This is a genomic window from Kitasatospora sp. NPDC058063 (genome assembly GCF_042885395.1).
Taxonomy (GTDB): Bacteria; Actinomycetota; Actinomycetes; order Streptomycetales; family Streptomycetaceae; genus Kitasatospora; species Kitasatospora lactacystinica.
In genome coordinates, this window is record NZ_JBHVSD010000003.1 from 492,571 (window position 1) to 507,636 (window position 15,066).

Sequence of the window (15,066 nt, forward strand, 5' to 3'; positions counted from 1 at the left end):
ACCGTGCAGGTCACCACCGACGACACCAGCGCGACCGACCGGGCCGCGCACCGAGCCCCCCGCCGCCGTTGGCGGTTCGCCGCCGTCCTGGCGGTGGTCATCACCCTCTGCGGGTCGGGGATCGGGCTGTACCTCAACGAGCGCGACACCCGCGAACAGACCAGGGAATTGGCGATCCCGTCGACGCCCGACTGGATCGAACTGGACGTCACCGCCCAGGATGTGGACCCGACCGCCCAGCAGCTGACCCTCTACGTCACCCCCGTCCCGCACGGCAGGTTCGCCGCCGGGCCGGACTCCCAGACCTTCGCCCGCCCCGTCGAGATCACCGTCACCGGCACCCCCAAGGTGACCATCCGGGCGGCCGAGGGGGAGGCCGCGGCGTCCCAGCTCGTCCAGGTGGGGACGTACGACGGCACCAAGACGGACTACCCGTTCGACCGCTACCGCGCCGAGGCCGGTTTCACCGCCACCAGCGGGGGCGCGGCCGTGCCGGTCGGCCTGGTCCTCACCGACACCGACCCGTTCTTCGTCCTGCGCCCGCAGGTCACCACCGCGAGCTCCGGTGCCGTGACCCTGGAGGCGCGGATCACCCGGTCCCGCAGCACCTTCATCCTCTCCTGGTTCATGATCGCGGCCATGTGGGCCATCGCCCTGGCCGTCCTCGGCGCCGCCGAGGTGCTGTACCGCAAGCGCGAGGGGCTGGTCTGGCCCTCCCTGGGCTGGATGGCGGCGAGCCTGTTCGCCCTGATCGGCATGCGCAACGCGGCCCCCGGGTCGCCGCCGATCGGATCACTGATCGACTACGTGGCGTTCTTCTGGGCCGAGGGCATCATCGCCGCCAGCCTGGCCTGCACCGCCTGGTCCGGCATCCGCACCGAGCACCGGCTGCGCCGCGAGCGGGAGGCGGCTGCCGAGGGGCCGTGAGCGGATTCCCCCGAACGGCGGGTGCGTGCCGCGCCGGAATCTGACCTTCCGGTCAGTAGCCTGCGGAGCCGAACCCCGACACACAACCGGAACGAGGCCCCATGGCTCACCCCCGGCCGTCCCGCCGCTCACTCCTGCGGTCCGGGGCCGCGCTCGCCGCGCTGGCCCTGGCCGGCGGCTGCTCCTCCGACGGCGGACCGGAGGAGCAGTCCGACCGGAGCGGTACGGCTTCGGGCGCGGCCCCGTCCACGAGCCCGGTGGCCGGGGGGTGGGCCATGCCGGCCGAGTCCGGCCCGCACACCCGCACCTTCATGGCCTGGCCGGCGCTGGAGGAGGTGTGGGGCGACCAACTGCCCGGGGTCCGGCAGGACATCGCGGGGCTGGCCCAGGCGATCGCCGGCTTCGAACCGGTCGTCCTGCTGGCCCGCCCCGACCAGGCGGCCCAGGCCCGGCAGGCCGTCGGATCCTCGGTCGAGGTGCTCGAACTGAAGGTCGACGACCTGTGGGCCCGGGACACCGGCCCGACCTTCGTCACCGGCCCGCAGGGGCTGGCCGGGGTCGACTTCAACTTCAACGGCTGGGGCGACAAGCAGACCCACGCCAATGACAGCCTGGTCGCCCGCTACCTCCTCGACCACTACCGCATCACCCGCATCCAGGCGCCGATCACCGGCGAGGGCGGCGGCATCGAGGTGGACGGCGAGGGGACGCTGATGGCCACCGAGAGCTCCTGGGTCAACGGCAACCGCAACCCCGGCAAGTCCCGCGACCAGATCGAGGCGAGCCTCAAGGACCTGCTCGGCGTCGAGAAGGTGATCTGGTTCCAGGGCGTCGCCGGGCAGGACATCACCGACTGCCACGTCGACGCCCTCGCCCGCTTCGCCGAGCCGGGCACCGTGGTCCTGCACCGTCCCGCCGCCGACGCCCCGCCGGACGTCTGGACCACCGCCTCCGCGCAGGCGCTGCAGGTGCTGCAGACGGAGACGGACGCCCAGGGCCGCACGCTCAAGGTGGTCGACCTCCCCGAGCCCGACACCGCCCTGATCCCGGGCGCGGGCAAGGACTTCCTGGCCACGTACATCAACTACTACGTCTGCAACGGCGGCGTCATCGTCCCGCGCTTCGGGGACCAGGCCACCGACGACCGGGCGGCCGGCATCCTCGGCGACCTCCACCCGGGCCGCAAGGTCACCCAGGTCGGCATCAACCACATCGCCTCGGGCGGCGGGGGCATCCACTGCGCCACCCAGCAGCAGCCCGTGGCGCCCGGCTCCACCCCGTGACCGGTCGGGCTGCGGAGGGTCGGGCGGCGCGGGGGCGGGCCGCGCGGATCGGGCTCCGGACGGTCGGGTGACGCGGGTCCGGGCGGCGTCCGGTCCCTCCGCGGACCGTCAGGCGCCGGACGGCCGGGGAGTGGACGGCCGGGGGGTGGACGACAGCGATTCCAGCAGGGTCCGCAGCACCCGTTCGGCGTCCACCGTCCCGTCCAGCGACCCGATGGCGGCGAGCCCGTCCACGGCGGCGGCGAAGGCCTCCCCGAGCGGGACCGGGTCGCCGTCGTCGCCGCGTTCCTCCAGCAGGCAGCGGAACAGGCCCACGAAGGAGGCCCGCCAGCGCGCGTACTCGGCCTCCAGGCTCGCGCGGACGCGTTCGTCGTTGAGGGCGAGCCAGTGCAGGGCGGCGTGCAGTCGGGCCAGGTCGGGGCTCTCGGGCCGGGTGAGCAGCGTCAGGACCCGCTCGGAGCGCTCGGCGTAGCCGCCGGGGCCGGCGACCGCCTCCTCCAGTGGCGTGATCCACTCGGGCCGGATGTCCGCCACGACCGCGACGATCAGGTCGGTGCGGTCCGCGAAGTGGTAGTGGCACATCCCGTGCGAGACCCCGCACAGCGCGGCCACGTTGCGGGTGGTGAACCGCCCGGCGCCGTCGCCCGCGAGCAGGGTGCGGGCCGCCGCGATCAGCCGGGCCCGGGTCTGCTCGCCCTTGGCGGAAGCGCGGGTCCGGCCGGGGCCGCCCGCCGCGGAGGCCGTTCGTGCGGCCGTGCCTGTCGCCTGTGTCGCCATGGCCGTCACTGTAACGACCGGGGGAGTGCCGCAGGGGCGCATCGGGAACGATGGCTGCGCAAAGTATTGACCGAGCGCTTGGCCAGTTTTACCTTTTCGGTCAACTGCTGCACAAGCAGCGGACATTGACATGGAGGCAGTGATGGACGACCGCTCCAGAACCGAGACGACGGCCGCGGAGGGGCTCGGCCGCCGCCGGTTCCTGACGGCCGCCGGGATCGTCGTCGCCGGCACCGCGCTGACGGCCGCGACCGGTGGCCCGGCCCAGGCGGCGCAACGCCGCACCGCCACGGGTGCCGCCGCCGGCGCCGGCCTCGCCGCGGGCTTCCGGGTGCCGCTGGACACCGTCCGGCACACCCGCACCTGGATGGCCTGGCCGGACAGCAGCACCATCTGGCGCAACAAGCTCGGCGGTGTCCAGTCGAACATCGCCCTCATCGCCAGAACCATCGCGAAGTACGAGCCGGTCACCATGTGCGCCAACCCGGCCGGCGTGGCCAAGGCGCGGTCGATGTGCGGCTCGACCGTCACCGTCATCGGGGACGTCCCGGTCGACGACTGCTGGATGCGCGACACCGGCCCGGTCTTCCGCACCGACGGCGCGGGCGGCCTGGACACGATCGGCCTCAACTTCAACGGCTGGGGCAACCACCAGAACCCGCACGGCAACGACGCCCTGGTCGCCCAGCGCGTCGCCGCCTACCTCGGCCTGCCGTTCACCGCCGCCGGGCTGGTCGCCGAGGGCGGCGCCATCGAGACCGACGCGGCCGGGACACTGATGGCCACCCGGAGCAGCATCCTCAACGCCAACCGCAACCCCGGCATGTCCCAGGCCGCGGTCGAGAGCGCGATGTGCGCCGCCTACGGCGCCACCAAGGTGATCTGGTTCAACGGTGTCGCCGGCCAGGACATCACCGACGACCACGTGGACGCCACCTCCCGCTTCCTCGGCGCGGGGACGGCCGCGGTCCAGATGCCGCTGGCGAGCGACACCGACGCCTGGTCGAACGACGCACGGCAGCAGTACCGGATCCTGACCACCTCCACCAGCGCCCAGGGAACCCCGTTCGGGGTCAGCCAGATCCAGGGGCCCGACTACAACCTGATCCGCTCGACCGACCCCAACTTCGTCGGCTCCTACGCCAACTACTACCTGTGCAACAACGCGGTGATCGCGGCGCAGTTCGGCGACACCAAGGCCGACAGTGCCGCCCGGGCCGCCCTGGCCCGGATGTTCCCCGGCCGCACCGTCGAACAGCTGAACATCGACAGCCTGGGCGCGGGCGGCGGCGGGATCCACTGCGTCACCCAGCAGCAGCCCGCGGCGTGAGGAGATGGGGCCGGGTCCGGCCCGCCGACCGGACCCGGCCCCGGGCGCCGGGCCGACCCTCCGGGACGACCCGGGGAGCCGGCCCGCCGCCCGCTCAGCCCAGGGCGGGGATGTCGTGGGTGGCGCAGTGGATGCCACCGCCGCCGGCCGCGATCGCGTCGATCTTGACCGGCACGATCTCCCTGCCCGGGAAGTACTGCTTCATGATCTGCTGGGCCCGGTCGTCGGCCCTGGCATCGCCGAACTTCGGCAGGTAGACGCCCTTCGTACCGATGTAGAAGTTCATGTACGAGGAGACGAAGGCGTCACCGCGCCCGGTGATCTTGTCCGGGTCCGGCTGCTGGAGCTCCACCACCTGGAGCTTGCGGCCCGTCGCGTCGGTGGCGTCCTTGAAGACGGCGCGGGCCTGGTCGGCCGAGCGGGACCAGACGTCCGGCGGGGTGCCGGGGAAGGCCTGGTCGAGCAGGACGACGCCGGGGGCGGCGAAGCGGGTCAGGCAGTCGACGTGGGCGTCGGTGATGTCCTTGCCCTTGACGCCCGCCAGCCAGATCACCTTGCTCACGCCGAGGACCCGCTTCAGCTCGGCCTCGACCTGGTCCCGGGTCATGCCCGGGTTGCGGTTGTCGTTGACGACGGAGCTCTCGGTCACCATCAGGGTGCCCTGGCCGTCGGTCTCGAAGGAGCCGCCCTCGGCGACCAGCCGGGTCTCGACCCGCTCCACGCCGTACTTGGCCAGCACCGTCCGGGCGACCTTGGCGTCGTTGCCGCGCTGCTGCTTGCCGCCCCAGCCGTTGAAGTTGAAGTCGACGCCCTTGATCGTGCCGCCCTCCTCGACGAACACCGGCAGGGTGTCCCGGGCCCACAGGTCGTCGACGGCGATCGGCACCACCTCGACGGCCGAGCCGCAGGCCTTCCGGGCGGCTTCCAGCTGCTCGGGGCGGGCCATCAGTACGACCGGTTCGCGTGCCGCGATGGCCTGGGCCAGGCCGGCGACGTCCCGGCGGACGTCCGGCAACTGCTCGCCCCAGATGTTCTCGGAGGCCGGCCAGGACATCACGGTGCGCAGGTGCTTCTCCCACTCGGCGCCGAAGCGGCGCACACCGGGGGTGCCGCCGGGCTGCGGGGGCGGTACGACGCCGCCGTCCTCGATGGCGTTGGGGTCGCAGGCGGTGAGGCCGAGGGTGAGGGCGCCGACACCGGCGCCGACACCGGCGAGGCGGCGGATCAGGGTACGGCGGGACAGGGCAGGGGACATACGGGCACTCCGGCTGTGGTGGTCGGTGCGGTGGACGGGATGTGCGGTACGGCGGCCGCGGCTGCGACGCGGGCCGCCCGGTGGCTACGGCAGCGGTTCGTGCATGGTCGAGCAGTGGATGCCGCCGCCGCCGGCCATCAGGCGGTCGACGTCGATCTGCACCACCTCGCGGCCGGGGAAGGCCGCGGCGAGCGTCTCCCGGGCGGCGGCGTCCTTGTACGCGTCGCCGAACTCGGCGGTGATGACGCCCCCGTTGACGAGGACGAAGTTGAGGTAGGAGTCGACGAACTTGGAGCTGCGGGAGCGGACGGTGTCCGGGCCGTGCACCGGGATGACGTGCAGGCGGCGGCCCCGGGCGTCGGTGGCGGCGGAGAGGATCGCGAACTGCTCGCGGGCGTCCCGCGCCCAGGAGTCGTTGCGGTCCGCCGGCGGCAGCTGCACCATCACCACGCCGGGGCGGACGAACCGGGAGGTGACGTCCACGTGGTCGTCGGTGATGTCCTCGCCCCTGATGCCCGGCAGCCAGATCATGGTGTCCGCGCCGTAGGCCTCCAGGACGGACTCCTCGATCTCGGCCCGGCTCATGCCGCGGTTGCGGTTCTTGTTGACCAGGCTGCTCTCGGTGGCCATCACCGTGCCGTCGCCGTCGGTCTCGATCGCGCCGCCCTCGCCGACGAAGTCCGCGTAGGTGTGGCGCAGGCCGCGGCGGGCGGCGAGGCGCTCGGCGACCCGGGCGTCGTCGTGGTGCACCTGCTTGTTGCCCCAGCCGTTGAAGTTGAGGATCACGGCGTCCAGGCCCCCGTACCCGTCCCGGCGGAACACCGGTGCGGTGTCGCGCATCCACAGGTCGTCGGTGGGGATGGCGGTGATCACCTCCACCCCGGAACCGCACCGGGACCGGGCCTTGTCGGCGGTCCAGTCGTCGGGGGCGCACATCACCACCGGCTCGAACTCGGCGATCGTGCGGGCGATCAGGGCGATGTCCTCCTGGACGCCGCCCAGGCGCAGTCCCCACACGCCCCTGCGGGAGGGCCAGGACATCCAGGTCCGCGCGTGCGGCACGTCGTCCGCCGGCACCCAGGGGTACGGCCCGGTGGAGCGGTCGTCGGGGTAGTGGGTCATGAGGGTCTCCAGATCGTGCGACGGTGCCGGGAAGGGCGCCGAGGGCCGCCGGATCCCACTCTTCGCGCCGCGACGCGGCGGCGCACCACGGGGACGGGCCGGCGGCAGCACCCTTCCTGCGGCTTCAGGCTCGCACTGACTGAAAGTTCAGTCAAACTCATGGGCGCGCCATAACGCATCCTTGACGGGATCCCCGCGCAGCGTGACAAGCCCTGCGCGGTCCGTACGGCTCAGGACCCGAGCCGGGCCACCTCGACCTCGATCGCCTCGGTCAGCAGGGTGCGGGCGTGCGCCAGCGGCAGGCTGCCGCTGAGCCAGCGCGTGCTCAGCCCCTCCAGCAGCGCGGTCAGCCGCTCCGCCGCGCCGGCCAGCGCGACCGCCGAGGCCATCGGCCGCACGTCGCCGAGCAGTTCCGCCACCTCCTGCACCCAGATCCGGGTGGCCCGCGCCAGGTCCTCGCGCAGCGTCTCGTCGAACACCGCGCTCGCCCGCAGCTCGCCCCAGGCGGTGCTGTTCTCCCGCACCTCCGGGGTGTCCTGGAGCTCCAGCAGCAGCGTCTGCTCCAACTCCTCGCGGGGCGTCAGCGGCGGGGCGTCCTCGGCACGTTCGGTCGTGTACCGCTCCGCCCGGTCGTTGATGAACTCCAGCGTCTGCCGGAGGATCCCCGTACGGTCCTTGAAGTGGTAGTAGATCAGCGCGGTGGACACACCCGCCTCGGCCGCGAGCTCCTCCACCCGAAGTCCGCGCACCCCGCGCCGCGCGATCACCCGCGCCGCTGCTTCCATGATCGACGTTTTACGACTGGCCACGATCGACCACCTTACCGGCGGCGCGGGCGCCGGTCCCGCCCTCCGGCTGACCGACCGATCAGCCGGAGCCGGCGGCCCCGGCACGGAATGTGACGCAGGTCACGCCGGATCCAGAACCCGGGCGCCGGATCGCGCGTCTGGCTGGTGTGAGATCACGCAGGAGAGCACTGGACGAGCTGGACGAGGAGCGCCTCCTCCGGCTGGTGGCCAGGGGAGACCGCGGGGCGTTCGACGAGCTGTACCGGCGCACGTCGCCATGGCTGGCGGTGCGGCTGCGCCGCCGCTGCGCGGACGAGCAGATCGTCGCCGAAGTCATGCAGGAGACCTACCTCGCGGTGTGGCGCGCGGCCGGCGCGTTCGCCGGGAGCGCGGTCGGCGGGACGGCCGTCGGGTGGCTGTGGACGATCGCGGCACGCCGCCTCGTCGACGCGTTCCGGCGCCGCGCCCACCACGCCGAACCGCCGGTCGCCGCGGCCGAGCGGGCGGTGGTGCCCGCGGCGGAGGAGGAGGCGCTCGCCGGGACCGTCGGCGGCGACGTCGGCGACGCCCTGAGACGGCTGGCGCCGGAACTCCGCGAGGTACTGCAGGCCACGGTGCTCGACGGGCTCTCCGTCCGCGAGACCGCGGTCCTGCTCAGACTGCCCGAAGGCACGGTCAAGACCCGTGCCCGTCGGGCCCGGATCGCGATGCGGGAGGCGCTCGCATGAGCAGGGAACACGCGTCCAGTCAGTTGATCGACGACTACGCACGTGGCGACACGACGATCGCGGCGGACACGGTCTGGGCACTGGAGGCCCACCTGGAGACCTGCGCGCCCTGCCGGAGCCGGCTGGCGGCCTCCGTGGCCACCGGGGTGCCCGGCATCGCCGCGCTCGTCGACACCGTCCGGGCCGGCCTGGAACCGCAGTTGGACGCGGCCGCCGCAGTGGCCCCGCGGCGGTACCGGCCCGGATGGGTGTCGTCCTGGCTGACGCCGGTGATGACCCCGTGGCTGGCCATGACCGCCGTCGTCACCCTGCTGGCGCTGCTGCTGGACGCGGTCGCGCCGGCGGAGCGCTTCGGCGGCTCCTCACTGGTGTCGCTGATCGCGCCGGTGCTGCCGCTGTGCGGCGTCGCCGCGTCGTGGTCCAGCGGCCTGGACCCGGCACACGAACTGACCGCCTCGACCGCCCGGGCCGGTCTGCCCCTGCTGCTCAGGCGCACCACCGCGGTCCTCGTGGTGGTCCTGCCCCCGCTGCTGCTGGGGGGATGGCTGACCGGGACCATGACGGCCGCACAGTGGCTGCTGCCCTCCCTGGCCTTCACCTCCACCGCCCTGGCACTGGGCAGCGTGATCGGGGTGACCCGCGCCGCCGTCGGGCTGGCGCTCGCCTGGGGCGCCGTCGTCCTGGCCCCCGCGTCGCTCACCGGCCGCGTCCCCTCCGTCCTGCAACTGGCCCTGCAACCGGACCGGTTGCCCCTGTGGGGGCTGCTCCTCGCGCTCGGCGCCGGCGCCGTGATCGCCCGCAGGGACGCGTACTCGACGCTGTGAAACCCATGTCCGCCCTCGAATGCCCACCATCGAAAGGGACCACCGCATGACACCCGTGACGAGCGCGGCCGACACCGCGCCGAAGACCTACGCCTGGGAGATCCGGGCCGACGGACTGAAGGTCCGCGTCGGACGGAACAAGATGGCCGTCGACGGCCTCGACCTCTCCCTGGGCATCGGCGCCCACGGCCTCCTGGGGCCCAACGGGGCGGGGAAGACCACCCTGATCCGGACCCTGGCCACGGTGCTGCGCCCCACCGAGGGCGAACTGGAGATGCTCGGCACCTCCCTGGGCAGGGCGGGCGACCACCGGGCCCTGCGCCGCCGCATCGGCTACCTCCCGCAGGAATTCGGCTACTACAAGCGCTTCACGGTGCGCGAGTTCGTCGAGTACATGGCCTGGTTGAAGGAGGTCCCGAAGAAGGACGTCCCCGAGGCCGTCCAGCGCGCCGTGGAACGGGTCGGCCTGGCCGACCGCGCCGACCACCGGATGAAGACCCTGTCCGGCGGCATGGTGCGGCGGGCCGGCATCGCCCAGGCCATCGTCAACTCCCCGGCGGTGCTGCTGCTGGACGAGCCGACGGCCGGCCTCGACCCGGCACAGCGGCTGCGCTTCCGCGAGCTGCTGAACGACCTGGGCCGCGACACCTGCGTGGTCGTCTCCACCCACCTCGTCGAGGACGTCGCCGCGGCCTGCTCCGACGTGGTCCTGTTCGCCGACGGCCGCCTCGTCTTCCAGGGCACGCCGGACGAACTGGCCGCCGCGGGCAGCACCGAGCACCCCGGCGACAGCCCCCTGGAGCGCGGCTACTCGGCGCTGCTCCGCACCTCCGGACAGCAGGGGAGCGCCTGGTGAACCGACGTGTGCTGCGAACCGAACTGAAGCGCTCGGCAGCCCCGTGGGCCGGAGCCGTCGTCCTGGGCGGCAGCCTGGCGGTCTTCCTCCTGTACGACGGAATCTGGTCGAGGGGCACCGCGGGGTGGACGGCCCAGTGGACCACCATGGCCATGTGGACCCGTTCCCTGCTGGTCTTCTGGCTGCCGCTCGTGGTCGGCATCGGGGCGGTGTACGGGCTGCGTGAGCCCCGCTCGCGGATGACCGAACTGCTGACGACCACGCCGCTGCCGGCCTGGCGCCGTGCGGCGCTGCCGGCGGGTGCGATCGGGCTCGCGCTGGCGGTGGGCTTCGGCCTCCTCGTCGTCGTGGGCGGAGCGCAGGTGGCGTTCGGCCCGACCACCTACATGGGCGTCGGCTGGCTGCCGATCTCGCTGGTGGCGGTCCTGGGCCTCGTCGCGGCCGCCGTGTTCGCCATGGGCGTCGCGCGGACGCTGCCCTCCGTCCTCACCCCGCCGGCCCTGGTGGTGGCCTGCCTCGCGGTGACGGGCATGCTGCGGATACGGATCGAAGGGGAGGTGCCGGAGAGCAGGACGTCGAACCGGATCGGCCTGCTGTCCCCGGTGACCGCGGACCCGCGGCAGATGCTGCTGACCCTCTCCGACTCCGTCCACCTCGGCCAGACGGTCTGGCTGCTCGGCCTGCTCGCCACCGGCCTCGCGCTGCTGGCGGCCGCCACCCGCCGGGCCCGGCTGCTCGCGGTGACCCCCGTCCTGGCCGGCGCCGCCGTGGCCCTGCTGGTCCTGCCGGCCGCCGCGCGCGACAGCTACGTCGTCGACAAGGCCGCCGCGGCCATGGTGTGCGACGGACCGGTGTGCGTGACCCAGGCCAGCCGGTCGCACCTGGCCGAGCTCGCGCCGCGCGGCCGGGAGGCACTGCGCGTGCTGCACGAGTCCCTGGGCGACAAGGCACCGACCTCGGTACGGGAGGACACCGCGCTGCGCGCGCTCGGCGATCCCCGCTCGCTCCCCGCCGACGCGGTGCTGGTCGACTTCGACGATCAGCTGTTCATCGACGCGACCGGCAACGACCTGACCCGCGCGCTGGTCGCCCAGGGGCTGGCACCGAGCTGCCACGCCCGCACCTCCCGGGAGGGCGGGTCGCAGAACGACATCGCCCTCCAGAGCGCCGTCGTGAGCTGGGCCCTCGGTGACCCCGCCCTCCGGCCGATGGCGGAGCAGGACACCGACGCGTTCTCGCGCAGGGCATGGGCGGACGCCGACGCCCTCTGGCATACGCTGAAGGGGTTGGCGCCCGCCGAGCAGCGCTCGCGGATCGCCGAGCTGCGCACCGCGGCCCTCTCCTGCACGGCAAGGCTGCGCGAGGTGCCGGTGGGAGGTGTGTCGTGATGAGGTGGCTGATGCTGTACGCGCGTTCACGGCAGGTGCCCGCCTCGGCCGCCGCGGTCGTGCTCGTCGCGCTGGCGGTGTGGGCCCTCACCCGGGGCTACGGCACGGGCGCGACGGATGCGATGGACCCGACCGCGTTCTACGTGCTCACCGCGGGCGTGGCGGCCGGCTCCGTCGGGTTCGGCGGACAGGACCTCGCACTGGACCGGACGGCCGCGATCCGGTGGGCGCCCCGCCGGGCCGCGCACACGGTGCTGATCGGCGCGGTCGCCGGTGCGGCGCTGCTGGCGGTCCAGGCGGTGGGCCCGACGTTCGTCCCCACCGAGGTCGTCGTCCGGGACAGTGCGGGCCTGGTCGGCCTGGCCGCGCTCGGGGCGGTGCTCTGCGGGGCGCACCTGGCCTGGGCCCTGCCGACCGGCTGGCTGGCGTTCGCCGTCCTCGTCCCGCCGCTGCCGCCCACCACCGTGGGGAAGGCCTTCGGCTGGATGACCTTTCCCCCCGGCACGGAGGCGTCCACCTGGACCGCGGTGGTGCTGCTGGTGACCGGCGGCGCGCTGTACGCCGCTGTCGGCCCGAGGCGCTGACTCAGGGCCCGCCCGCGGCTTCCGGGCGCGGGCGGGCGGCCGGCCGGGCCCTCGGCGGCGTGGCGGACCTGCTCAAGCGGCACCCCGGCCTCGACGCGTACTCCTCCGACGCCCACGGGGTGCTGGCGCCGCTCGGCTGACGGACGACCGTTCCGGTGTCCCGGCCGAGTCCCCCCGGATGTCGTTCATGGCCCGTTTGCCGTACGCCGAGGCGCAGTTGGTGGGATCGTCCTGTCAGTACACCGACAAGAAGGAGTGTCCCCCTTGACCTCTCACCCCAGGCGCGGCACCCGCTCGCGAACCCTCCCGGTACTGGCGGCGGCGCTGTGCGGGATCGTCGGTGCCACCGCGCTCGGCACCACCCCGGCGGCGGCCGCCGCCGACCAGCGTCACCCGATCTACGCCATCGCGCACCGGGTCGACACCCTGGACGGCGTGGACGCCGCGATCAACCACGGCGCCAACTCCATCGAGATCGACGTCTGCGCCTGGTGGAACCCGAACGAGTGGCGCGCCTACCACGACTGTTCCTCGGCCGGCGAGAACCGGCTCGGCCCCAGCTTCGACAGCATGCTCGACCGCATCGTCTCCAACGCCAACGCGGGGCGCCGGCTGTCGCTGGTCTGGCTGGACATCAAGGACCCCAACTACTGCGGCGAGGAGCCCAACCGCACCTGCAGCGTCGCCGGACTGCGCGACAAGGCCCAGCGGCTGACGGCCGCCGGCATCCAGGTGCTCTACGGCTTCTACGAGTACCACGGCGGCAGCACCCCGGACGTCGGCGGCCGGGGCTGGAAGAGCCTGGAGGGCAGGCTCGGCCCGCTGGAGGGCATCACCACGACCGGCACCCGCGACCAGGTGCAGAGCGCCTTCGCCAAGTCCGGCACCGGATTCCCGGCCGGCCGCCGGGCGATGGACTACGGCGACAGCGACATCACCAAGGGCTTCGGCAACTGCACGGAGGCCACCTACAACACATGCGCGGAACTGAAGAAGGGAGCCGCCGACCGGGCCGCCGGACGACTCGCGGCCACCCTCTCCTGGACGACCACCTACAACGACCCCTGGTACGTCGACAAGCTGCTGGGCGACGCGCAGGTGGACGGCATCATCGCCGGCTACGGCGCCTTCACCGGCGTGCGGGAGTACGACAACAGCTGGCAGTGCGCCAACGCCGTCAACCTGGTCAGGGACTGGGTGAACCACCACAGCGGCACCCACCGCATGGCCACCAGCGGCGACCGCCTGTTCAAGTAGGAGACGGCCCGGCCCGACCGCACCCGGCGCAGGCCGGGTGCGGTCGGCTGCCTTTCGGCGGGGCGGCCGCTCTTTGGCGGGCGGCCGCTGGTGGGGTGGCGGTCGGTGGGGTGGCAGCCGCTGGGCGACGGTCAGCAGGTCGGGGCGGCGGGCTCGGCCAGCGGTTCGTCGTCAGTGCCCGGCTCCAGGCCGCGGAGCAGGTGGGTGAGCAGGTCGTCGAAGACCTCGTCCAGGGCCGGGCCGGAGAGCCGACCGCTCGCGGTCTGGGCGGCCACGCCGTGGACGGCGGTGAAGAGGATGGCGCCGATCCGGTCGGCGTCGCCGGCCCGGATCAGTCCCTGGGCCTGGCCGAGGGCGATGAGCGCGCGGAGGTCGTCCTTCAGCGGCTGCCAGGCGAGCTCCAGTCCGTCCGTCACGGCGGGGTCGTGCTTGCGGGCGAAGGCCAGCTCCAGCAGTGCGCCGTGGTCGGCGGCGAAGTCGACGTACGCGCGGGCGACGGCGAAGGCCCGCTCGCGGAAGCCGTCCCCACTCCTGGCCAGACCGCTGCGGGCCGCGGCGGTGAGCCGCTGGATGCCGGCGAGCGCGAGGGCGTCGAGCAGGGCACGCCGGTCCTTGAAGTGGCGGCTGGGCGCGGCGTGACTCACGTCGAGCGAGCGGGCGAGCTCGCGCAGGGACAGCGCGTCGGCGCCCTGCTCGCGCAGGGTCTGTTCGGCGCGTTCCAGTAGCGCGGCGCGGAGGTCTCCGTGGTGGTAGTGGCCCGTTCGCATGGGCATCAGCATACGAGCATGTAGTCGTTGACAACATTGTTGGCGGTGTCTACATTGGGGCCCGTGGAGCGGACCCGGGTCTTCGCCGACCGCCGAGCGCCGACTGCCGGGCGCCGGCCGCCAACCGCAACCGAACCCCGTCGCATCGAGGAGAGTCATGGACTTCGCCCGCAAGACCACCCTGATCACGGGAGCGTCCACCGGCATCGGGGCCGCCTTCGCCCGCGAGCTCGCCGCCCGCGGGTCGGACCTCGCCGTCGTCGCCCGCAGCGAGGACAAGCTGAACCGCCTCCAGCAGGAGCTGAGGGCGGCGCACGGCGTCACCGTGCACGTCGTCCCGCTCGACCTCGCCCGCCCCGGCGCCGCCGCGGAGCTGCAGGACCGCGTCGAGGAGCTGCAGGTGACGGTCGACGTCCTGATCAACAACGCCGGCTTCGCGACCTTCGGCGCCGTCGCCACGAGCGATCCGACGAGGATGGCCGAGGAGGTGCAGCTCAACTGCGCCACGCTCACCGACCTGACCGCCCGGCTGCTGCCCGGCATGGTCGAGCGCGGCCGGGGCGCGGTGGTGAACGTGGCCAGTACGGCCGCATTCCAGCCGATTCCCCGGATGGCCGTCTACGGCGCCACCAAGGCGTACGTGCTCTCATTCACCGAAGCCCTGGCGAACGAACTCCGCGGCAGCAACGTCCGCGCCCTGGCGATCTGCCCCGGTGCCACCGACACCCCGTTCTTCGACGTCGCCGGCGAGCAGGCCGCCGTGGGCATCCGCCGGCGGCCCGAGCAGGTCGTCGCCACCACGCTGGCAGCGCTGGAGAAGGGGCGGCCGAGCGTCGTCGACGGCTTCCTCAACCGTCTCGGGACCCTGGCGCCCCGACTCCTGCCGCGACGCGCCACGGTTGCGGTCGCCGAGCGGGTCACCCGGCCGAGCCCGGCGGTCTGAGCATTTGGTCTCCGACCCGGAGGGGAGTAGTGTTCTCCGGGTTGCCCCACGGGACGGCCCCTCGGAACGAGTTCGAATCTGAATTCGAGAATGACCGGGGAAAACGGACCGAAAAGCTCTGATAGAGTTCGGGAGCGCCGAAAGGCGAAAGCGAATCGAATGAATGAAACTCCGGAAAACGGAGCGGAAAACATCTGATAAGCTGGAAACACGAAAGAACGAAGCCCGGAGGGTCCG

At 73.2% G+C, this 15,066-nt stretch carries 15 protein-coding genes; 10 read left to right on the forward strand and 5 right to left on the reverse strand.

Annotated features, from left to right (window positions below; genetic code table 11):
- Positions 1-3: 3 nt before the first annotated feature.
- Positions 4-927: a DUF4436 family protein gene (locus ACFVUY_RS08120; RefSeq protein WP_387728189.1), complete on the forward strand. Its 924-nt coding sequence runs from the start codon at positions 4-6 to the stop codon at positions 925-927.
- 101 nt (positions 928-1,028) lie between these two features.
- Entirely contained in the window at positions 1,029-2,210 is a 1,182-nt protein-coding gene (locus ACFVUY_RS08125) for an agmatine deiminase family protein (RefSeq protein WP_387728191.1), read from the forward strand.
- 108 nt (positions 2,211-2,318) lie between these two features.
- Here ACFVUY_RS08125 and ACFVUY_RS08130 read toward each other — a convergent pair whose 3' ends face one another.
- Positions 2,319-2,987, reverse strand: coding sequence for a TetR/AcrR family transcriptional regulator (locus ACFVUY_RS08130; protein ID WP_387728193.1), 669 nt, complete (start codon positions 2,985-2,987; stop codon positions 2,319-2,321).
- Between the two features lie 142 nt (positions 2,988-3,129).
- Here ACFVUY_RS08130 and ACFVUY_RS08135 point away from each other — a divergent pair, with 142 nt between their 5' ends.
- On the forward strand, positions 3,130-4,317 hold the full coding sequence (locus ACFVUY_RS08135) for an agmatine/peptidylarginine deiminase (protein ID WP_387728194.1): 1,188 nt from the start codon (positions 3,130-3,132) through the stop codon (positions 4,315-4,317).
- A gap of 94 nt (positions 4,318-4,411) precedes the next feature.
- Here ACFVUY_RS08135 and ACFVUY_RS08140 read toward each other — a convergent pair whose 3' ends face one another.
- From ACFVUY_RS08140 to ACFVUY_RS08150, 3 genes are all read right to left on the reverse strand, one after another.
- Positions 4,412-5,572, reverse strand: a complete 1,161-nt coding sequence (locus ACFVUY_RS08140) for an agmatine/peptidylarginine deiminase (RefSeq protein WP_387690077.1) — start codon at positions 5,570-5,572, stop codon at positions 4,412-4,414.
- An 84-nt stretch (positions 5,573-5,656) separates the two neighbouring features.
- A complete protein-coding gene (locus ACFVUY_RS08145) occupies positions 5,657-6,694 on the reverse strand; it encodes an agmatine/peptidylarginine deiminase (protein ID WP_387690079.1) in 1,038 nt (345 codons plus the stop codon).
- A gap of 230 nt (positions 6,695-6,924) precedes the next feature.
- The gene (locus tag ACFVUY_RS08150) at positions 6,925-7,503 is read right to left on the reverse strand and encodes a TetR/AcrR family transcriptional regulator (RefSeq protein WP_359898998.1); all 579 of its coding nucleotides are present in this window, start codon (positions 7,501-7,503) and stop codon (positions 6,925-6,927) included.
- A 146-nt stretch (positions 7,504-7,649) separates the two neighbouring features.
- Between ACFVUY_RS08150 and ACFVUY_RS08155 the strand changes: the two genes are divergently transcribed.
- The 6 genes from ACFVUY_RS08155 to ACFVUY_RS08180 all read left to right on the forward strand — a co-directional run bounded on the left by ACFVUY_RS08155 (position 7,650) and on the right by ACFVUY_RS08180 (position 13,119).
- On the forward strand, positions 7,650-8,210 hold the full coding sequence (locus ACFVUY_RS08155; protein ID WP_350597094.1) for an RNA polymerase sigma factor: 561 nt from the start codon (positions 7,650-7,652) through the stop codon (positions 8,208-8,210).
- The gene (locus ACFVUY_RS08160; protein ID WP_387728195.1) at positions 8,207-9,034 is read left to right on the forward strand and encodes a zf-HC2 domain-containing protein; all 828 of its coding nucleotides are present in this window, start codon (positions 8,207-8,209) and stop codon (positions 9,032-9,034) included. Before ACFVUY_RS08155 ends, ACFVUY_RS08160 begins: the two co-directional genes overlap by 4 nt.
- 46 nt (positions 9,035-9,080) lie before the next feature.
- Positions 9,081-9,890, forward strand: coding sequence for an ABC transporter ATP-binding protein (locus ACFVUY_RS08165; protein WP_387728196.1), 810 nt, complete (start codon positions 9,081-9,083; stop codon positions 9,888-9,890).
- Positions 9,887-11,278, forward strand: a complete 1,392-nt coding sequence (locus tag ACFVUY_RS08170) for a hypothetical protein (protein ID WP_387728198.1) — start codon at positions 9,887-9,889, stop codon at positions 11,276-11,278. Before ACFVUY_RS08165 ends, ACFVUY_RS08170 begins: the two co-directional genes overlap by 4 nt.
- Complete coding sequence (locus tag ACFVUY_RS08175) at positions 11,278-11,862, forward strand: hypothetical protein (protein WP_387728200.1); 585 nt, start codon at positions 11,278-11,280, stop codon at positions 11,860-11,862. Before ACFVUY_RS08170 ends, ACFVUY_RS08175 begins: the two co-directional genes overlap by 1 nt.
- A gap of 255 nt (positions 11,863-12,117) precedes the next feature.
- Complete coding sequence (locus ACFVUY_RS08180; protein WP_387728202.1) at positions 12,118-13,119, forward strand: phospholipase; 1,002 nt, start codon at positions 12,118-12,120, stop codon at positions 13,117-13,119.
- A gap of 131 nt (positions 13,120-13,250) precedes the next feature.
- Here ACFVUY_RS08180 and ACFVUY_RS08185 read toward each other — a convergent pair whose 3' ends face one another.
- Complete coding sequence (locus ACFVUY_RS08185) at positions 13,251-13,886, reverse strand: TetR/AcrR family transcriptional regulator (RefSeq protein ID WP_387728204.1); 636 nt, start codon at positions 13,884-13,886, stop codon at positions 13,251-13,253.
- A 157-nt stretch (positions 13,887-14,043) separates the two neighbouring features.
- On the opposite strand from ACFVUY_RS08185, the gene ACFVUY_RS08190 reads away from it, so the two are divergent.
- Positions 14,044-14,829 carry an SDR family NAD(P)-dependent oxidoreductase gene (locus ACFVUY_RS08190; RefSeq protein ID WP_387728206.1) on the forward strand — a complete coding sequence of 262 codons (786 nt, stop codon included), beginning with the start codon at positions 14,044-14,046 and terminating at the stop codon, positions 14,827-14,829.
- The last annotated feature ends 237 nt before the right edge of the window (positions 14,830-15,066 follow it).